The organism is Amycolatopsis sp. CA-126428, assembly GCF_002904335.1.
Lineage (GTDB): Bacteria > Actinomycetota > Actinomycetes > Mycobacteriales > Pseudonocardiaceae > Amycolatopsis.
In genome coordinates this window covers 92619-110962 of sequence record NZ_PPHF01000016.1, presented here as the reverse complement: position 1 = coordinate 110962, position 18344 = coordinate 92619, and the positions used below count along the sequence as shown (strand labels likewise).

Genomic DNA, 18344 nt, shown 5'->3' with positions numbered 1-18344 from the left:
TCAGATCAGGTTCGCCCGCTTGTAGAACCACAGCGAGGGCTTGGTCAGCAGCCCGGCCGAGTGCAGGAACTCCATCAGCCCGGAACAGCTGGAGCGCAGCATCGACTTGTGGTGCTCGTTGGCCTTCGCCTCGCGCCGCGCGCGCTTGCCGTCCAGCCCCGCGTTCTCGTAGACCTTGCCGTTCACCATGCTCGTCACGATGAAGTAGGACGCGATCGCGACGACCAGGGCGTTGACCTGCCGCCGCAGCCACCCGGCACTCTTCAGCCGCTCGCGGGTCTCCTCGCGGGCGAACTTCATGTGCCGCGACTCCTCGACGACGTGGATGTTGTTGATGGTGCGCACGAACGGGACCACGCGCTCATCGCGCATCCAGTCGCGCTGCATGACGTCGAGGACCTCTTCGGCCACGAGGATCGCCGCGTAGGCGGCCTCCCCGCTCGCGGTGGCCTTGAAGGCCCGGCCCAGTTCGACGACGAACCGGCGCGGCCGGTAGGCGGGCGCCCCCAGTTTCGCCGCGCCGCGGGCGAACATGATCGAGTGGCGGCACTCGTCGGCGATCTCGGTCAGCGCCCACTGGAAGGCCGGGTCGGTCGGGTCCTTGGCGTAGAAGTCGCGCAGCATCATCTGCTGGAGGATCATTTCGAACCAGATGCCGGTGCTGGCCACCGACGCCGCCTCCTGGCGGGTCAGCTCGCGCTGCTGCTCCGGAGTCAGGTCGGCCCAGTAGGAGGTGCCGTAGAGCGTGCTCCACTCCGGACTCGCGCCGTGGTAGCCGGTGTCCAGCGGCGTCTCCCAGTCGACCTCCTTGACGGGGTCGTAGGACAGCTGCTCCGACGAGTCGAGCAGCCGCCGCGCGACGGTCTCCCGATCCGACACGCCCGATTCGCTGATGCTCGTCACGACCGACCTCCTCGTCAGGTGTTACCGAAGTTCACTGTTACCAACCGTAACACATACTCGCGGACCCGTCTCCGGTCACTTCAGTGAACGACCGTACACTCAGCTGGTGAACCCAGGACGCGCCCCGGCGGAGCCGTTCGGCTCCGGCCTGCTCGGACCGCTGGACCAGCACGCCACGGCCCTGCGCCGGCGCGTCCAAGGCCTGCTCACGGCCGCTTTGATCGCCACCAACGTGATCGGCGCGCTGGTCGTCGTCGGGCTCGCGGCGCTGCTCATGCCGGCGCCCGGAATGTCCGGCGAGCTGGTCCGCGTCACGGCGGTCGCAGTACCCGTGTACGTCGTTTCGGCGGTCGTCGCCGGCACGCTGTGGGGCACCCGCGGCGCCCTCCGGACCCTGCGCTGGGCGGCCGACGGACGACGTCCGACCGACGCCGAGCGCGCCGCGAGCCTGCGTGTCCCGTTGCGGCTGACCTTCGTGCAGGCCGTGCTGTGGGGCATCGCGACGCTGCTCTTCGGCGGGCTCGCGGCGCTCGTGCAGCCGGAGGTCGTGCTCACCGAGTTCCTCGTGGTCGCGTTCGCCGCGGTCGTCGTCTGCGCGATCGCCTACCTCTTCGGCGAATTCGCGTTGCGGCCGTACGTGGCACTGGCGCTGGCGGGCACCGCGCCGCCGCGGCCGGTCAGCGGCGGCGTCAACCGGCGGATGCTGCTGTTCTGGTGCCTGGGCACCGGGGTGCCGGTGGCCGGGCTGGTCGTCACCGCGGTGCTGGCCTGGGTGCGCGGCGACGTCTCGACCACGAAGCTCGCCGTGTCGGTGATCGCGCTCGGGCTGGTCGTGCTGTGCTTCGGGCTGCTGGTCACCGTGTTCACCGCCCGCTCGGTGGTCAACCCGATCTCCTCGGTCCGCGACGCGCTCGGGCGCGTCCGCGCCGGGGACTTCAGCGTCGAAATCCCGGTCTACGACGGCACCGAGCTGGGCCTGCTGCAGGCCGGGTTCAACGACATGACGGCCGGGCTGGCCGAACGCGAACGGCTGCGCGACCTGTTCGGCAAGCACGTCGGCCACGAGGTCGCGGTCGAGGCCATGCGCACGTCGACCGGGCTGGGCGGCACGGTCCGCACGGTCTCGGTGCTGTTCGTCGACCTCGTCGGGTCGACGACGCTGGCCGCGAGCCGCCCGCCGGAGGAGGTCGTCGGCCTGCTCAACCGGTTCTTCGCGGTGGTGGTCGACGAGGTCGACCGGCACCACGGCCTGGTCAACAAGTTCGTCGGCGACGCCGCGCTGGCCGTGTTCGGGGCACCCGCGCCGCTCGGCGACCACGCCACCTGCGCGCTGGCCGCCGGCCGCGCCATCGCGGCCCGGCTGGCCGCCGAGGTGCCGGACGGGCCGGCCGGCATCGGCGTGGCGACCGGCGACGCGGTCGCGGGCAACGTCGGCGACCCGCGCCGCTTCGAGTACACGGTGATCGGCGACCCGGTCAACGAAGCCGCCCGGCTGACCGAACTGGCCAAGAACGCGTCCGGCCGCCTGCTCGCCTCGTGGACGGCGGTCGAGTCCGCGGCCGCGGACGAGGCCGCCCGGTGGACGGCGACCGGGGACGTCACCCTGCGCGGCCGCACCCGGCCCACGACGCTCGCCGAACCCCGGCCGCCCGCCTGAAAACCCCGTCACACCAACGGTTCCGCGATCTCATGCAGATCGCCGAGCAGGGCACCGGCCCGCTGGTGCTGCTGCTGCACGGCCGGAGACGTCGCACTCGTGGCGCCATCAGATGGGGCCGCTGGCCGACGCCGGCTACCACGTCGTGTCGCCGGACCAGCGTGGCTACGGCGGCACCGATTGCGCCCGCGCCGCCGTTGAGCCTGCTGCGTGAGCGGTTCGGCGACGGCTTCTACCAGATCTACTTCCAGCGGCCCGGCGTCGCCGAGGCCGAATTGGGCGCGGACCCGCGCACGACGTTCCGCAAACTGCTCGGCGGGAGCGCGGAAGCGCCGGTCGTCCGGGAGGGCGAGGGCTTCCTCGATCGCTTCGCCGAACCGGCCACGCTTCACCGACACCGCCCGCATCGCCGAAGCCGCGCCCGACCTGCGCGGCGTCGTCGGCGTCCCGGGCGCCGGGCACTGGGTCCAGATGGAACGGCCGGACGAGGTAACACCGCGCTGCTGGCGTTTTTCGAACAGCTCTGACTTCAAGCAGCTCTGAGCGCCTCAGCGGCGCGGGTCGATGTGGACCTTCGGTCCCGCGCCGCCGATCCGCTCCCCCGCCAGCACGGCCCCGACCTCACCCAGGCCCACGGTCGCCGCGACGAGCGGCCGCGGGTCGACGGCGCCGCTCGCGTACGCGGCGATCGTCTCGGCCAGGCCCGGCGACGCGGACAGGACGCCGACCGCCGTGACGTCCTTCAGCACCAGCTCGCGGGTGTCGAGCCGGCTGGGCTGCCCGGACAGTCCGATGTAGACGACCCGGCCCGCGGGCTCGACCAGCTCCACCGCCAGCGCGGGTGCGGCGGCGGCGCCGGTCGCGTCGACGACCGCGTCGAAGGGCAGGTCCGGCAGCGTTTCCCGGGTCCAGGTGTCCGCGAAGCCGAGGCTGCGGGGAAATTCGGGGGAACCGACGCCCAGCACGTGCACTTCGGCGCCCGCCGCGCGCAGGAACATCGCCGTGAGCAGCCCGATCGTGCCCGGTCCCAGCACCAGCGCCCGGTCGCCCGCGCCGACGCCGGCCGCGCGGGCCGCGCGCAGGGCGTTGCCGCCCGGTTCGACGAGGGCCCCGAGCACGGCGTCCACCGTGTCCGGGAGAGCGTGCAGCGACCAGGCGGGCACGGCGAGCCGCTCGGCCAGCGCGCCGGCCCGGCCGCCGCGGATGCCGACCTCCTGGCGCCGCTCGCAGGTGTGCTGCTGCCCCCGGCGGCAGCGGCGGCACGTCCGGTCGCCGAGCATGGTGTCGCCCATGACCCGGCGGCCGAGCCAGACCGGGTCCACGCCCGCCCCCACCTCGGTGACCGTGCCCGCCCACTCGTGGCCGAGCCGCATCGGGTACGCCGAATGTCCTTGGTGGAGGTAGGTCATCTCGCCGGTGAAGAACTCGACGTCGGTGCCGCAGACGCCCGCCCGGTCGACGTCGACGACGACCTCGCCCGCGACGGCCCGCGGCGCCGGGACCTCCTGCACCGAGCACTCGCCCGGCCCGGTGAGCACGAAGGCCCGCATGGTCGAAGACATGGCCGCATCCTCGCATCCCCGGCGGACGCCGGATTACCGAACACTTGCTATTTTCTTGACACCTGTCCATTATCGACGCTGTGCCCGGTGACTGGACGATCGAAGCCCCCGTGAAGGACCGGCGGGTGCGCCGGTCGCGCGCGGCGCTGATGCGGGCCGCGGTCGAGCTCGTGTCCGAACGCGACTCCACGGGCGTCCCGGTGTCCGAGATCGCCGAGGCCGCGGACGTCAGCCGCCAGGTGCTGTACCAGCAGTTCGGCGACCGCGACACCCTCCTGCTGGAGGCGGCGCTCGACCTCGTGCGGCGCGAACTGCTCGGTGACCTCGACAGCTTGGCGTCCGCCACCGACGAGCACGGATCGTTCCTGGCGCTGGGCCGGCACTTCGCCGCCCACCGGCGCTTCTACCGCGCCCTGCTGACCGGGGCGTCCGCGTACGCCCTCAACAAGGCGCTGACCGGCCTGTTCCTCCCGCTCAACCGGGAGCACCTCGGCCACGCACTCGGCGGTCACCTCGACGCCGCCGGGATCGACGACCTGGCCACCTTCCTGACCGGGGGCGCGGGGGCGTTCGTCAACACGTGGGTCGTCGACGGGCCGGACCCGCTCGACCCGGAAGAGTTCGCCGGCCGGCTGGCGCGAATGCGCTCGGTCGTCACCGCGATGATCACGAAGGAGGCCGGCCGATGATCAGCCGTCTTGTCGAACGCCTGCTGAAGCTGCCCGCGCCGGCCACCCGGCGCCTCACCGTCCAGCGGGACGTGCGCGTCCCGATGCCCGACGGCGCCGAATTGCTGGCGGACCACTGGGCGCCGCGCACCGGGGGTGCCGGCCTGCCGACCGCGGTGCTGCGCAGCCCCTACGGCCGCCGGGGCGTGTTCGGGGCGATCCTGGCCCGCCCGCTGGCCGAGCGCGGTTTCCAGGTGCTGATCCAGAGCACCCGCGGCGGCTTCGGTTCCGGCGGTGCCTTCGATCCGCTGCGGCAGGAGCGCGAGGACGGCCTCGCGACGCTGGACTGGGTCGTGCGGCAGCCTTGGTTCGGCGACGCGATCGTGCTCACCGGCCCCAGCTACCTGGGGTACGTGCAGTGGGCCGTGGCCGATCGCCTGCCGCCGCAGGTCAAGGCGATGGTCCCGCACATCACCGAGTCCGGGCTGACGCTGGAATTCCTGCGGGAGGACGGCCTTTCGCTGGAGACGCCGTTCGGCTGGGGTGTCCAGGTCGCCACCCAGGAGCGCCGCTTCGCGCCGCTCCGGCAACGCAGGCAGGCGAAGAAAGTGCGGCAGGCGCTGTCCACGCTGCCGCTCGCCCAGGCCGACGTCGTCGCCATCGGCCACCGCTCGGACTACATCCAGGACGTCCTCGCCCACCCCGGGACGAGCCCCCGGTGGGCGGCGCTCGACCACCGGGACCGCGTCGCCGACGTCACCGTTCCGGTCAGCTCGGTCGGCGGCTGGTACGACATCTTCCTGCCCGGCCAGCTCCGCGACTTCCGGACCCTGCAGGACGCCGGACGGCGGCCGCGGCTCACGATCGGGCCGTGGACCCACGCGGGCGACCTGCTCGCCGGCGCGGGCGTCTCCCTCCGGGAAACGTGTGAGTTCGGGCTCGCGCTCGCGCGCGGCGAGGAACCGCCGCAGCGGGCGCCGGTCCGGCTGTTCGTCATGGGCGAGGAAGCCTGGCGCGACTTCGCTTCGTGGCCACCGGAAGGCTATGCGCCGCAACGGTTCCACCTGCAGGCCGGAGGCACGCTGGCCACGGGCGCGCCCGGCGAGTCGGCACCGGACCGCTACCGCTACGACCCGGCGGACCCGACGCCCGCGGCCGGTGGCGTCCGCATGGACCCCGACGCCGGCCGGGTGGACAACGCGGCGCTCGAAGCCCGCGCCGACGTCCTCACCTACACCACGGACGTGCTCGGCGAAGACGTCGAAGTGATCGGGGACGTGCACGCGGAGATCTGGTTCCGCTCGAGCCTGCGGTTCGCCGACGTCTTCGTCCGGCTCTGCGACGTCGATCCAAACGGGCGCTCGGTCAACGTCTGCGACGGCCTCACCAGCCTGCGCGACGCGGCCGAACCGGCCGCCGTCACGGTCCGGCTGTGGCCGACGGCGCACCGGTTCCGGCGCGGGCACCGCATCCGGGTCCAGGTCTCCAGCGGTGCTTTCCCGCGCTACGCCCGCAATCCCGGCACCGGCGAACCCCACGCCACCGCGGTGACGCTGCGCGCCGCGGACCAGGAGGTCCACCACGACCCCGCGCACGCGTCGGCGATCGTGCTTCCGGTGCGGGATTTTCGGGAATAGCTTCGATCGCGGGAAAACACCGCGAGGTGGAGTGAAAAAGAATTCCCGGTGACGCGCCGGAAATCGTGTAACGCGCCCTCCGGGAGCGCGACTAACGCGGTGTTTCCGACCCCGCCCGCCGGGAGGCATCGTGGACGTCAAAACGGACCCGCAGTCCGAACAGGAAGAGGCCGCGGCGGCGCGGGCCGCCGAGCGCACCGGGCCGCGGCAGGCCAAGATCGCGTTGCTGCGCAAGCCCGGCGGCATCGCCGAGGCCGACGAGCCGAGCCGCGTGGCCACCCGGATCGACCGGCTCGGCCGCTACTACCCCGACATCCGGCCGGTGAGCCCGGCGGCGATCGCGGCCGGGGACCCGGCGGCGATGACGGCCGCCGGCGCAATCCTCGAACGCATCGTCCTCACGAACGACCTGGTCGGCGTGGGCTACCTCGAAGGCGGGGTCGCGGCGTCGGGCGCCGTCGGCCGGGTGAACATCCGCAACGCCCAGGGCCGGCTCGTCGGCTACGGCACGGGATCGCTGGTGTCGCCGGAGCTGCTGCTGACCAACCACCACGTGCTGCCGGACGCCGAGGCCGCCGGGTTCAGCGTCATCGAGTTCGACTACCAGGACGGCATCGACGGCCTGCCCCGGCCGGTGCGGGCCTTCACCCTCGACCCGGACCGGTTCTTCGCCGCCGACCGGGAACTGGATTTCGCGCTGGTCGCGGTGAAGGCGACCGCGGACGAGCTGCGCCCCTTCGGCTTCAACCGGCTGATCGCCAGCGAGGGCAAGGCGATCGTCGGCGACTTCGTCACCATCGTGCAGCACCCCGGTGGCGGCAAGAAACAGGTCGCGCTGCGGGAAAACCGGGTCGTCGACGTCCTCGAGGAATTCCTGCACTACGAAACCGACACCGAACCCGGGTCGTCCGGCTCGCCGGTGTTCAACGACCAGTGGGAGATCGTGGCGCTGCACCACGCGAGCGTCCCGGCGACGGGCCACGCCGAGTACGGCGGTTTCCTCAACGAAGGCATCCGGGTCAGCAAGCTGCTGAAGTTCCTGCGGGGCCGGCAGTTCGCGCCGGCGCAGCAGGCGCTGCTCGACCGGCTGGCCACCCGCCCCGAGCGCGCGCGGCCGGCCGCCGACGGCGCCGCACCGGTCCTGTCGCTCTCGATGCCGTTCGACATCCGGCTGCGCGCCGAAGCGGCCACCGGGCGGATCGATCCCGACTATTCGAACCGCGAAGGGTACGACCCGGCCTTCCTGCCCGGGCACACCGTGCCGCTGCCCGGCCTGTCCGACGCGCTCCTCCCGCTGGCCGCGCTCAACCGGCAGGCCACCGGCGAGCCGAAGCACGTCCTGCCGTACCACCACTTCAGCGTCGTCATGCACCGCGAACGGCGGCTGGCGATGTTCACCGCGGTCAACATCGACGGGCGCACCAGCCGGTCGCTGCGGCGCGAAGCCGACCACTGGTCGCTCGACCCGCGCGTGGCCGTGACCGAGCAGATCGGCGAGGAGATCTACCGGGACAACCCCCTGGACCGCGGGCACCTGGTCCGCCGCCTCGACCCGGCGTGGGGCACGACCGAGGCGATCGCGCAGCTGGGCAACGACGACACGTTCCACTTCACGAACTGCTCGCCGCAGCACAAGGACTTCAACCAGAACAAGACGACCTGGGCCGGGCTCGAGGACTACGTGCTGACCAACGCGGACAACTTCGACCTCAAGGTGAGCGTGGTGACCGGCCCGGTACTGGCCGCGGACGACGACCAGTACCGCGGGGTGCAGCTGCCGCGCCAGTTCTGGAAGGTCGTCGCGATGGTCAAGTCCGGCGGCGCCCTCTCGGCGACGGCGTACCTGCTGAGCCAGGAGGAGCTCATCCACGGGCTGGAGGCGGCGGTCGAGTTCGACTACGGCGCTTATCGCACGTACCAGGTGCCGGTCCGCCGGATCGCCGAGCTGACCGGGCTGTCGTTCGGCGACCTGGAGGCCGCCGATCCCCTCGCCGGCTTGGAGTCGACGAGCGAAGCCCAGGAGATCAAGTCGGCGGCGGACCTGGTGCTCTGACGCCCTGGGTCGTCCGTCCATTGAGGATTTCGAAGGCGTGGCGGCGGTGCTCGGCGAACAGCGCGAGCGCCGTCTCGCGGTCTCGGGCGCTCAGGGCGGAGACGAGCTCCCGGTGTTCCGCCGGGATGCCCGCGAGGTAGCCGCCGGTGGCGACGCCGATCCGGGTGAGCAGGAACAGGTGCACCTGCGAGCGGATCGCCTGCCAGGCCTCGAGCAGCCGCCGGTGGCCGGTGGCCGCGTAGACCGCGTCGTGGAACTCCAGGTCGCACCGGACCATTTCGTGCTCGTCGTGCGCTCGTTCCATGCGCCGCACCACGGCTTCGAGCGCGGCGAGGGCATCGTCGGCGGCGCGCTCGACCACCAGCTCGACGGCGAGGTGCTCGAGGGCCGCCCGCAGGCTGTCCAGCTCGGCGACGTCCTCGGCGGACAGCGTGGTGACCGTGGCGCCGCGGTGCCACTCGCTGCGGACGAGACCTTCCTGCTCCAGCCTGAGCAACGCCTCCCGCACCGGCCCCCGGCTGACGCCCAGCGCTTGGGCCAGCTCCACTTCGCGCAGCTGGCTGCCGGGGACGTAGACGCCGTCGAAGATCGCGTCACGGATCCGGTCCGCGACCTCGTCGGCCAGCCCGCGGCGCCGGGCGGGAACCAGCGAACCACTCATGTCTTGATGTTAACATTTGGACATGAGTCTCGACGAAGGGAGCCCGATGACCCCGACCATCCCCCGGTTCCACCTGGCGATGCCGGTGGACGACCTGGCCGCCGCCCGGCGGTTCTACGGCGAAGTCCTCGGCCTCGAGCAGGGCCGCAGCGCGGACACGTGGGTCGACTGGAACCTGCACGGCCACCAGTTCGTCACGCACCTGGCCCCGGCCGGGCCGGAGCGCGTCCACAACCCGGTCGACGGGCACGACGTGCCGGTGCCGCACTTCGGGCTGATCCTCACCGTGCCGCGGTTCCAGGCCCTGGCCGACCGGCTGCGGGCGGCGGGCACGGAGTTCGTGATCGAGCCGTACGTCCGCTTCGCGGGCCAGGCCGGTGAGCAGTGGACGATGTTCCTGCTCGACCCGGCCGGCAACGCCCTGGAGTTCAAGGCCTTCGCCGACGACGCCCAGGTCTTCGCGGTTTGAGGCCCCGGACCCGGCCGGCGAGGTAGGCCGGCACGTCGCCCGGCGCCACGTCGTCGTCGAAGTAGCCGGTCTCGTCCTCGAACGCCATCGTGTCGAGTCCGTCCGCGATCATCGCGTCGAAGGTGACGTCGCCGAGCGAGAACTCGACCCACCAGTTCCAGAGGATGCCGGGCCCGGGGTCGGCCGCGGGTTCGAACTCGATGGCGAGCGTCTCGGCGGAAATCCCGGCGCGGGTCAGCGCCGCGGTCCACTCGTCACGGAGACGGGCGAGGACCGGCCGATCCCGCTGCCACCTTCGGTCGTCCACCCCGGCCTGCCCTCGTGAAGTGCCCGATAATCGCCGGCCGAGCTTAACCACCCGATCGGGCCGACCGGCGATTACGGACATGAATGTCCCCTTCACTTGGGGTACCCAGGGGCATGGAGCGTGCCTGACCCCGGGGAGACCGCCATGGAACCAGCCGACGACGAGCCGGACTCCGTGCTGCTCGCCGCCCTGCGGGCCGGGGATCTCGAGGCCGCCGGGCGGCTCTTCCGCCGGCACGCCGAGCCGCTGTGGCGGACCGCGGGAGCGTGGGCGCGGCAGCCCGCCGAGCGCGACGACCTCGTGGCCGAGACGTTCGCCCGGGTGCTGACCGTGGTGCGCGCCGGCGGCGGGCCGCACGGGGACCTGCGGCCCTACCTCGTGGTGACCCTGCGCAACCTGGTGGCGCGGTGGAGCAAGCAGCGCAGCCGGGTGGAGCTGCGGGCCACGCTCCCCGAAGCCCCCGCCGGGGGCGCCGACGAACTCGCCCTCCACCGGTCGAACGCCCGGCTGGTGTGGTCGGCCTACTGCACACTGCCCGGCCGCTGGCGCACGGTGCTGTGGCGGACCGAGGCCGAGGGCGGCACCCCGACGGAGGTGGCGCCCTCGCTCGGCCTGTCGCCGAACAGCGTCGCGGCGCTGGCCATGCGGGCGCGCGAGGGGCTGCGGCAGGCCTACCTGCAGGTCCAGGTGCCCGAGCCGGACGAGCCGAGCTGCCGCGAACCCCGCCGCCGGATGGGCGCCTGGGTCCGCGGCGCCCTGCCGCCGCGGAGGGCGAACGCGGTCGCCGAGCACGTCGCCGGGTGCCCGGCCTGCCGGCTGGTCGTGCGTGGGCTGGACGAGGCGAACGGCGAACTACCCGGTTCCGCTGCCCGGCTCACCGGCTGAGCCCGCGGGCCTGGATCACCGAAAAGCAGGCGGTCCCGGGCGAACGCGGTCGTCGGGCACCTCGCCGACTGCCCGGCTCAGCGGGTGAGCCACGAGCCCGCATCACCGAATAGCAGAGCGGTCCCGTGCGCCCGCTTGAAGTACAGGTGGGCATCGTGCTCCCAGGTGATGGCAATCCCGCCGTGCAGCTGGATCATCTCCGCGGCCGCGTGCTCGAACGCCTCACTGCACACCACCTTCGCGGTCGCGACGGCTTCGGCGTCGCCGTCCACCAGGGCCGCGTAGAGCGCCGAACGCGCCGCTTCGATGTGGACGTGCACGTCGGCCATCCGGTGCTTCAGCGCCTGGAACGACCCGATCGGGCGGCCGAACTGGCGGCGTTGCTTCGTGTACTCGACCGTCAGCTCCAACGCCCGCGCGGCCGCGCCGACCTGCTCCGCCGCGACGGCGACCGTCGCCGTGGCGCGCAGCTGCCGTAGTGGCTCGGCGAACCCGCCGGTGTCGAGGCGGCGGGCGGGTGCCGCAGCGCATTCGACGACCGCGAGGCGGCGGCCCGGGTCCAGGCTGGTGACCCGCTCCCGGCGGACCCCGTCGAGGGGCACCTCGAACAGGCCGGTTCCGTCGTCCGTGCGGGCCACGGCGAGCAGGACGTCGGCGAGGTCGCCGTCCAGGACGTAGCAGGCGCGGCCGTCGAGGCCGGCGTCCGACGCGCTCAGGGCCGGTGTCCACCGGCCGTCCGCGCCGGACCAGGCCAGCGCGGCCAGGGTCGTGCCCGCGGCGATGCCCGGCAGCAGCCGTTCGCACACTGCGTCGTTGCCGGTCAGGAGCAGGGCCTGAGCCGACAGCACCGCCGAGCCGAGCATCGGCGCGGGGGTGAGCGTCCGGCCGAGTTCCGCGAGCACGACGCACACCTCGGCGAGCCCGGCGCCCGCGCCGCCGTAGCGCTCCGGGATCGCCAGGGCGGCGACGCCGATCTGTTCGCAGAGCGTCGACCACAGCTTGTCGTCGTAGCCCAGCGGCGACTCCAGCGCGGCCCGCACCGCCTCCGGCCCCGACCGGCGCGTCAGCAGGGCCCGGACGGCGTCCCGCAGCGCCCGGGCTTCCTCGGTCTCCATCGGGTCCGTCATCGGAGGACCCGCGCGCGGTGGAACGACCCGGTCCCCCAGGCCCCGGCGAGGACCCGCACCTTCGTCAGCCGGAGGCCGAGGTCGTGCTCGGCCGTGTAGCCGATGGCGCCGTGCACCTGCAGGGCGGTGCGCGCCGCGAGGAGCGCGGCGTCCCCGGCCATGACCTTCGCCGCCGAGACGTCGCGGGCGAAGGTCTCCCCGGCCACGGCCGCGCCGTAGAGCAGGGGCCGGGCCAGTTCCAGCCGGGTGACGACGTCGGCGAGGAGGTGCTTGATCGCCTGGTACTCGCCGATGGCCCGGCCGTACTGCTTGCGTTGCTTGGCGTACGCCACCGAGGTGTCGAGGAGCCACTGGGCCGCCCCCAGGAGCTGGGCGGCCACGGCGAGGACACCGCGGTCGAACGCGGTGCCGTCCGAGCGGCCGGCCGCGGCCGGGACCCGGAACAACCGCCGCGGCGGATCGATCGAGCGAACGGGCTCGGCCCCGGCGCCGGTGAGGTGCGCACCGGTCAGGTCGAGGACCACGCCCGCGATGTCGGCATCGAGGGCCAGCGGCACTTCCGGCGGCGCGACGACGGTGGCCACGAGGTCGCCCTCGGCGAGCGAGGTGAGCCGGTGCCCGGTCAGCAGCGCCGGCGCGACCGCGGCCGACTCGGCGAGCGGGCCGGGGACGGCGTGGTAGCCGAGCGCTTCGCAGGCGACCACCAGGTCGACCGGGCCGGCGCCGAGACCGCCGTGCTCCTCGTCGACCAGCAGCGCGAAGACGCCGACGTCGGCGAGCGCGTGCCAGAGCTTGAGGCCGCGGTCGTGCTCCCCCGCCGCCCACGCCCGGGCGGCGGCCGCGGTGTCCGCCCCGCCCAGCAGCTCGTGCAGCGTCGCGGCGAACTGCCGTTGCTCCGGCGAGAGCAGGAACCTCATCGGCGGGCCTCCCTCGGGAGCTTCAGCAGCCGTTCGGCGATCGTGTTGCGCTGGATCTGGTCGGTGCCGCCGTAGATCGGGCCGGCGAGGGAGAACAGGTAGCCGTCGACCCATTCCGCGTTCGTCTCCGCTTCCGGGCCCAGGACGTCGAGCGCGGTTTCGTGGAGTTCGACGTCGAGGTGCGACCAGAACAGCTTGTTCACACTCGACTCCGGCCCCAGCTCGCCGCCCTCGGCCAGGCGGCTCACGGTCCCGAAGGTGTAGAGCTGGTAGGCGCGGGCCCCGATCCACGCGTCCGCCACCCGGTCCTTTGTGGACTCCGCGGCGTCGTGGGACCGCCAGAGGTCCACCAGGCGATCGGCCGCGGCGAGGAACCGGCCCGGGCTGCGCAGCGACAGCCCGCGCTCGTTGTTCGCCGTCGTCATCGCCACCCGCCAGCCCTGCCCGACCTCCCCGATCACGTCCGCGTCGGGCACGAACACGTCGTCGAAGAAGATCTCCGCGAACCCGGGCTCACCGTCCAGCTGCGGAATCGGCCGCACGGTGACCCCCTCGGCCTTCAGATCGGCCATGAAGTAGGTCAGGCCGTGGTGGCGCCGGGCTTCGGGGTCGGTCCGGAACAGGCCGAACGCACGATCGGCGAAGGTGGCTCGGGAACTCCACGTCTTCTGCCCCGACAGCAGCCAGCCACCGCCGGTGCGGACCGCCGTGCTGCGCAACGCGGCGATGTCGCTGCCCGCCTCGGGCTCCGACCACGCCTGCGCCCACACCTGCTCGCCGGTCGCCATGGCGGGCAGGATCCGGTCGCGCTGCTCCTGCGTGCCGTGGGCGAACAACGTCGGGCCCAGCATGAAGATCCCGTTCTGCGACACCCGTCCCGGCGCCCCCGAGGCGTGGTACTCCTCCTCGAACAACAGCCACTGCAGCATCGACGCGTCCCGGCCGTGGTACTCCGCCGGCCACGACACGACCGACCAGCGCGCCTCGGCGAGTTCGGCTTCCCACGCGCGGTGGGCTTCGAAGCCTTCCGCGGTGTCCATCGACGGCAGCGAACGGACGTGCGAGGCGAGCCACGCCCGGGCCTCGTCCCGGAAGGCCGCCGAAGCCTCGTCGATGTCGAGGTCCATCACGCCTCCTTGTTCGCGTCGCGCATCGACCGCGCGGACTGCCCCCCGAGGGCGTCTTCGGAGGTCTCCGCGTTGTGGGCGTGCGCGAAGTGGTGCAGCCCGAAGACCGAGTCCATGCCGGACCGCAGCCCCATCAGGTCTTCGGCCTGGTTGACCGCCTTCTTCGCCAGCGCCAACCCGAACGACGGCATCCCGGCGATCTTCTCGGCCAGCTCCAGCGTGCGCTGCTCCAGCTCGGCGCGCGGCACGATCCGGGTGACCATGCCCCACTCCTTGGCCTGCTGGACGGTGAACCGCTCGCCGGTGAAGAGCACTTCCTTGGCCGCGCGGGGACCGAGCACCCACGGGTGCGCGAAGTACTCGACCCCCGGGATCCCCATCCGCACCACCGGATCGGCGAAAAAGGCGTCATCGGAAGCCACGATCAGGTCGCACACCCAGGCCAGCATCAGGCCACCCGCGATGCACGCGCCCTGAACACTGGCGATCATCGGCTTCGGGATCTCCCGCCACCGGCGGCACATCCCGAGGTAGACCTCGGACTCGCGGGCGAACCGCTGGTCACCGCCGGCCCGGTCGGTGTGGTCCCACCACACCACCGCCCGCCGCTCGAACGACTGGTCCGCGTCCCGGCCCGGGCTGCCGATGTCGTGCCCCGCCGAGAAGTGCTTTCCCTCCCCGGCCAAGACGATCACCTTGACCTCGGGATCGTTCACCGCGTCGGTGAAGGCGTCGTCGAGGGCGTAGGTCATGGCCGAGTTCTGGGCGTTGCGGTACTCCGGCCGGTTCATCGTCACGACCGCGACCGGCCCGCGCCGTTCGCAGCGGACCACCGATTCACTCATGCCGTCTCCTCGGTCAGCAGCCGCTTCAGCACCTTGCCGGAAGCGTTGCGGGGCAGTTCGCCCAGGAACTCGACGAACCGCGGGGTCTTGTAGTTGGCGAGCCGCTCGCGGCAGAAGGCGATGACCGCCTCCCCGGTCAGCCCGGCTCCGACGACGAACGCCTTGCCGACCTCGCCGAGCCGCTCGTCCGGGACGCCGACGACGGCGACGTCGCGGACGCCGGCCAGCTCGGTCAGGGCGTGTTCGACCTCGGCCGGGTAGACGTTGAAGCCGCCGCAGATGTACATGTCCTTGAGCCGGCCGGTGATGGTGAGGTTGCCGGCGGCGTCGAGCTCGCCGACGTCACCGGTGTGCAGCCAGCCCCGCTCGTCGACGGCCTTCGCCGTCGCCTCCGGGTCGTCGAGGTACCCGAGCATCACGTTCGGCCCGCGCACCACGATCTCCCCCGGCGAACCCTGGATCGCCACTTCGAAGCCCGCGGTCGCCCGGCCCGACGTGCTCGCCACGAGCTCCGCGGAATCGCCCGGGCGGCACATCGTCACCACGACGGCTTCGGTCAGGCCGTAGGCGGTCAGCACGGTCTCGAACCCGAGCTCGGCCCGCATCCGGCGCACGAGCGACGCGGGCACGGTGGCCGCCCCGGTGACCGCGAGCCGCAGCGACGACAGATCGCCCTTGCGCGGCTCGTGCAGCAGCGATTGGAAGACCGTCGGCGCGCCCGGCACCACGGAGATCCGCTCCCGCTCGATCGCCTTCAGCGCCGCGCGGACGTCGAACACCGCCTGCGGGACGATCGTCGCGCCGGTCAGCAGGCCCACCACGATGCCGGCCTTGTAGCCGAAGCTGTGGAAGAACGGGTTGATCACCAGGTACCGGTCGTCCGCGGTGACCTGGCCGCAGTCCGCCCACGCCGCGGCGACCTCGACCGTCTGGCGGTGGGCCGACAGCACGCCCTTGGAGCGGCCGCTGGTGCCGGAGGTGAAGAGGATGTCGCTGACGTCGTCCGGGCCGACGGCGTCCGCCCGTGCCTCGGCTTCGGCCGGCGAGACCCGCTCGGCCCCGGCCAGGAACTCGTCCCAGCCCAGCGTCCCCTCGACCGGCCGGTGCGGCTCCTGCAGCGGCACCCGGACGACCGTGCCGAGGTCCGGCAGCGCGGCACCGGTCTCCCGGATCGCGGCGTGGCGGTCGGTGCCGAGGAAGTCGGCGGCCACCACGAGCGCCGTGGCCCGGCCGCGGACGAGCAGGTCGACCGTTTCGGTGGCGGTGAAGCGGGTGTTGACCGGGATCAGGGCCGCGCCCGCGTAGAGGGCGCCGAGCGCCGCGAAGACCCAGTGGCAGGTGTTGGGCAGGGCGACCGCGACCCGGTCGCCCGCCTGGACGCCGCACGCGGCGAACGCCCGCGCGACCGTTTGAACACGTTCCAGAAGCTGGTCGTAGCCGATCCGCACCGAGCCGTCGACCAGTGCTTCCGCGGATCCGAACTTCGCGGCGGCATCGCGGACGACGGCCGGGATCGTGGTCTGTCCCACCACAGCCTCCTCTGGACCGACAAAGTAGAACGTGTTCTCATTACCCTAGGTGCCGGACCGGCCCGGCAGCAAGGAGGCGTGCGTGGAACCGTCGCGATTCCGCCGTGAGGTCGCGGACTGGCTCGCCGGCAACCTGACCGGCGAGTTCGCCCGCCTGCGCGGCCTCGGCGGCCCGGGGCGGGAACACGAGGAGTTCGACCTGCGCCTCGCCTGGGAACGTCACCTCGCTGCGGCGGGCTGGACCTGCGTGGGCTGGCCGGTCGAGCACGGCGGCCGGGGCTTGTCCCTGGCGGAGCAGGTCGCCTTCCACGAGGAATACGCCGCCTCCGGCGCACCCGCCCGGGTCAACCACATCGGCGAACAACTGCTCGGCCCGACGTTGATCGCCTTCGGCACCCCGGACCAGCAGGCCCGGTTCCTGCCCAGGATCGTGGCCGTCGAGGAACTGTGGTGCCAGGGCTACTCCGAACCCGGCGCCGGCTCCGACCTCGCCGCCGTCTCCACCACCGCGGTGCTGCGCGACGGCGAGTGGGTGATCAACGGCCAGAAGATCTGGACTTCCCTCGCCCACGTGGCCGGCTGGTGCTTCGTCGTCGCCCGGACCGAACCCGGTTCACAGCGCCACCACGGCCTGTCCTACCTGCTGGTCCCGCTGCGCCAGGACGGCGTCACCATCCGCCCGATCCAGCAGCTCACCGGCACCTCGGAGTTCAACGAAGTCTTCTTCGACGACGCCCGCACCCCCGCGGATCACGTCGTCGGTGACCCGGGCGACGGGTGGAAGATCGCGATGGCCACCCTCGGTTTCGAACGCGGCGTTTCCACGCTGGGCCAGCAGATCGGCTTCCGCCGCGAACTCGACGACATCACCGCCGAAGCGAAACGCCTCGGCACCTACGACGATCCGCTCCTGCGCGCCGACCTCGCCCGCGCCCGCATCGGCTTGCGGGTGCTGCGCGCCCACGCCCTGCGCACCCTCGGCGAGGCCGCCGGGCCGGAAGTCGCCGTCGGCAAGCTCTTGTGGGCCCAGTGGCACCGCGGCCTCGGCGAACTCGCCATGCGGGCCCGCGGCGCCCGGTCCCTCGCCTCCGACGGGGCCGAACTCGACGAGTGGCAGCGGCTGTTCCTGTTCACCCGCGCCGACACCATCTACGGCGGCTCCGACGAAATCGAACGCACCATCATCGCCGAGCGCGTCCTCGGCCTGCCCCGGGAGGCCCGCCCGTGATCCCCCAGTACCCACCCGGCCACGACCTGCTGCGGGGGAAGGTCGTCGTGGTCACCGCGGCGGCGGGCACCGGGATCGGCTCCGCGGTGGCGAAACGCTGCCTGGAAGAAGGCGCGAGCGTGGTCATCAGCGACTGGCACGAACGCCGCCTCGCCGAAAAGGCGGCCGAGCTGGCCGAACTGGGCAAGGTCCACGCCCTCCCCTGCGACGTCACCCGCGAAGAGCACGTCCAAGCCCTCATCGACGGCGCGGCCGACCACTTCGGACGCGTCGACGTCATGGTCAACAACGCGGGCCTCGGCGGCACGAAGTCCGTGCTGGAGATGGCCGACGAGGAGTGGTCGCGCGTCCTCGACATCACCCTCACCGGCACGTTCCGCTGCACCCGCGCGGCCCTCAAGCAGTTCGTCGCCCAAGGCGGTGGCGGGGCGATCGTCAACAACGCCTCGGTGATCGGCTGGCGCGCCCAAGCCGGCCAAGCCCACTACGCCGCCGCCAAAGCCGGCGTCATGGCCCTCACCCGGTGCTCGGCCCTCGACGCCGCCGAACACGGCGTCCGGATCAACGCCGTCGCCCCCAGCCTCGCCATGCACCCCTTCCTCGCCAAGGTCACCAGCGACGAACTCCTCGAAGACCTCACCAAGCGCGAAGCGTTCGGCCGCGCCGCCGAACCGTGGGAGGTCGCCAACGTCATGGTCTTCCTCGCCAGCGACTACGCGAGCTACCTCACCGGCGAAGTCGTCTCCGTCTCCAGCCAGCACCCCTAGGA

18 protein-coding genes are annotated in these 18344 nt (G+C 72.6%); 9 read left to right on the top strand and 9 right to left on the bottom strand.

Going from position 1 to position 18344, the window contains the following annotated elements; translation table 11 throughout:
• Positions 1-903 (bottom strand): AurF N-oxygenase family protein, encoded by a 903-nt coding sequence (locus C2L58_RS03880; protein WP_103335886.1) that lies wholly within the window; start codon positions 901-903, stop codon positions 1-3.
• Between the two features lie 106 nt (positions 904-1009).
• On the opposite strand from C2L58_RS03880, the gene C2L58_RS03875 reads away from it, so the two are divergent.
• Both C2L58_RS03875 and C2L58_RS03870 read left to right on the top strand, forming a co-directional pair.
• Positions 1010-2560: an adenylate/guanylate cyclase domain-containing protein gene (locus tag C2L58_RS03875; protein WP_103335884.1), complete on the top strand. Its 1551-nt coding sequence runs from the start codon at positions 1010-1012 to the stop codon at positions 2558-2560.
• 32 nt (positions 2561-2592) lie between these two features.
• Positions 2593-3087, top strand: a complete 495-nt coding sequence (locus C2L58_RS03870; RefSeq protein ID WP_304532713.1) for a hypothetical protein — start codon at positions 2593-2595, stop codon at positions 3085-3087.
• 21 nt (positions 3088-3108) lie between these two features.
• On the opposite strand, the gene C2L58_RS03865 is transcribed toward C2L58_RS03870, so the two are convergent.
• Positions 3109-4122, bottom strand: a complete 1014-nt coding sequence (locus tag C2L58_RS03865; RefSeq protein WP_103335883.1) for a zinc-dependent alcohol dehydrogenase — start codon at positions 4120-4122, stop codon at positions 3109-3111.
• A gap of 80 nt (positions 4123-4202) precedes the next feature.
• On the opposite strand from C2L58_RS03865, the gene C2L58_RS03860 reads away from it, so the two are divergent.
• From C2L58_RS03860 to C2L58_RS03850, 3 genes are all read left to right on the top strand, one after another.
• Positions 4203-4811, top strand: coding sequence for a TetR/AcrR family transcriptional regulator (locus C2L58_RS03860; RefSeq protein ID WP_103335881.1), 609 nt, complete (start codon positions 4203-4205; stop codon positions 4809-4811).
• Positions 4808-6427 (top strand): CocE/NonD family hydrolase, encoded by a 1620-nt coding sequence (locus C2L58_RS03855; RefSeq protein WP_103335880.1) that lies wholly within the window; start codon positions 4808-4810, stop codon positions 6425-6427. The genes C2L58_RS03860 and C2L58_RS03855 overlap by 4 nt, the downstream gene beginning before the upstream one ends.
• Positions 6428-6557: 130 nt before the next feature.
• Entirely contained in the window at positions 6558-8480 is a 1923-nt protein-coding gene (locus C2L58_RS03850; protein ID WP_103335878.1) for a DNA/RNA non-specific endonuclease, read from the top strand.
• On the opposite strand, the gene C2L58_RS03845 is transcribed toward C2L58_RS03850, so the two are convergent.
• On the bottom strand, positions 8452-9141 hold the full coding sequence (locus C2L58_RS03845; RefSeq protein ID WP_103335876.1) for a GntR family transcriptional regulator: 690 nt from the start codon (positions 9139-9141) through the stop codon (positions 8452-8454). The genes C2L58_RS03850 and C2L58_RS03845 overlap by 29 nt on opposite strands.
• Positions 9142-9187: 46 nt before the next feature.
• Between C2L58_RS03845 and C2L58_RS03840 the strand changes: the two genes are divergently transcribed.
• Positions 9188-9610, top strand: a complete 423-nt coding sequence (locus tag C2L58_RS03840) for a VOC family protein (protein WP_103335875.1) — start codon at positions 9188-9190, stop codon at positions 9608-9610.
• Here C2L58_RS03840 and C2L58_RS03835 read toward each other — a convergent pair.
• The gene (locus C2L58_RS03835) at positions 9570-9917 is read right to left on the bottom strand and encodes a hypothetical protein (RefSeq protein WP_103335873.1); all 348 of its coding nucleotides are present in this window, start codon (positions 9915-9917) and stop codon (positions 9570-9572) included. The two genes, C2L58_RS03840 and C2L58_RS03835, sit on opposite strands and share 41 nt — an antisense overlap.
• Before the next feature lie 144 nt (positions 9918-10061).
• Here C2L58_RS03835 and C2L58_RS03830 point away from each other — a divergent pair, with 144 nt between their 5' ends.
• On the top strand, positions 10062-10802 hold the full coding sequence (locus C2L58_RS03830; protein ID WP_103335872.1) for a sigma-70 family RNA polymerase sigma factor: 741 nt from the start codon (positions 10062-10064) through the stop codon (positions 10800-10802).
• Between the two features lie 77 nt (positions 10803-10879).
• Here C2L58_RS03830 and C2L58_RS03825 read toward each other — a convergent pair whose 3' ends face one another.
• Genes C2L58_RS03825 through C2L58_RS03805 form a run of 5 tightly spaced genes read right to left on the bottom strand, consistent with a single transcriptional unit; the run spans position 10880 to position 16347 of the window.
• Positions 10880-11929: an acyl-CoA dehydrogenase family protein gene (locus tag C2L58_RS03825; protein ID WP_233225534.1), complete on the bottom strand. Its 1050-nt coding sequence runs from the start codon at positions 11927-11929 to the stop codon at positions 10880-10882.
• The gene (locus C2L58_RS03820) at positions 11926-12846 is read right to left on the bottom strand and encodes an acyl-CoA dehydrogenase family protein (RefSeq protein ID WP_103335870.1); all 921 of its coding nucleotides are present in this window, start codon (positions 12844-12846) and stop codon (positions 11926-11928) included. The genes C2L58_RS03825 and C2L58_RS03820 overlap by 4 nt, the downstream gene beginning before the upstream one ends.
• Positions 12843-13973 (bottom strand): acyl-CoA dehydrogenase family protein, encoded by a 1131-nt coding sequence (locus C2L58_RS03815; RefSeq protein ID WP_103335869.1) that lies wholly within the window; start codon positions 13971-13973, stop codon positions 12843-12845. The genes C2L58_RS03820 and C2L58_RS03815 overlap by 4 nt, the downstream gene beginning before the upstream one ends.
• Positions 13973-14818, bottom strand: coding sequence for an enoyl-CoA hydratase (locus tag C2L58_RS03810; protein WP_103335867.1), 846 nt, complete (start codon positions 14816-14818; stop codon positions 13973-13975). The genes C2L58_RS03815 and C2L58_RS03810 overlap by 1 nt, the downstream gene beginning before the upstream one ends.
• Positions 14815-16347, bottom strand: a complete 1533-nt coding sequence (locus tag C2L58_RS03805; protein WP_103335866.1) for a FadD3 family acyl-CoA ligase — start codon at positions 16345-16347, stop codon at positions 14815-14817. Before C2L58_RS03805 ends, C2L58_RS03810 begins: the two co-directional genes overlap by 4 nt.
• 82 nt (positions 16348-16429) lie before the next feature.
• Between C2L58_RS03805 and C2L58_RS03800 the strand changes: the two genes are divergently transcribed.
• Both C2L58_RS03800 and C2L58_RS03795 read left to right on the top strand, forming a co-directional pair.
• Positions 16430-17575, top strand: coding sequence for an acyl-CoA dehydrogenase family protein (locus C2L58_RS03800; RefSeq protein ID WP_103335864.1), 1146 nt, complete (start codon positions 16430-16432; stop codon positions 17573-17575).
• Complete coding sequence (locus C2L58_RS03795; RefSeq protein ID WP_103335863.1) at positions 17572-18342, top strand: SDR family oxidoreductase; 771 nt, start codon at positions 17572-17574, stop codon at positions 18340-18342. Before C2L58_RS03800 ends, C2L58_RS03795 begins: the two co-directional genes overlap by 4 nt.
• The last annotated feature ends 2 nt before the right edge of the window (positions 18343-18344 follow it).

Coding starts and splice junctions, on each gene's coding strand:
- C2L58_RS03855 (WP_103335880.1), top strand. CDS start 4,808: ATGATCAGCCGTCTTGTCGAACGCCTGCTGAAGCTGCCCGCGCCGGCC.
- C2L58_RS03865 (WP_103335883.1), bottom strand. CDS start 4,122: ATGTCTTCGACCATGCGGGCCTTCGTGCTCACCGGGCCGGGCGAGTGC.
- C2L58_RS03820 (WP_103335870.1), bottom strand. CDS start 12,846: ATGAGGTTCCTGCTCTCGCCGGAGCAACGGCAGTTCGCCGCGACGCTG.
- C2L58_RS03815 (WP_103335869.1), bottom strand. CDS start 13,973: ATGGACCTCGACATCGACGAGGCTTCGGCGGCCTTCCGGGACGAGGCC.
- C2L58_RS03840 (WP_103335875.1), top strand. CDS start 9,188: ATGACCCCGACCATCCCCCGGTTCCACCTGGCGATGCCGGTGGACGAC.
- C2L58_RS03825 (WP_233225534.1), bottom strand. CDS start 11,929: ATGACGGACCCGATGGAGACCGAGGAAGCCCGGGCGCTGCGGGACGCC.
- C2L58_RS03870 (WP_304532713.1), top strand. CDS start 2,593: ATGCAGATCGCCGAGCAGGGCACCGGCCCGCTGGTGCTGCTGCTGCAC.
- C2L58_RS03830 (WP_103335872.1), top strand. CDS start 10,062: ATGGAACCAGCCGACGACGAGCCGGACTCCGTGCTGCTCGCCGCCCTG.
- C2L58_RS03845 (WP_103335876.1), bottom strand. CDS start 9,141: ATGAGTGGTTCGCTGGTTCCCGCCCGGCGCCGCGGGCTGGCCGACGAG.
- C2L58_RS03810 (WP_103335867.1), bottom strand. CDS start 14,818: ATGAGTGAATCGGTGGTCCGCTGCGAACGGCGCGGGCCGGTCGCGGTC.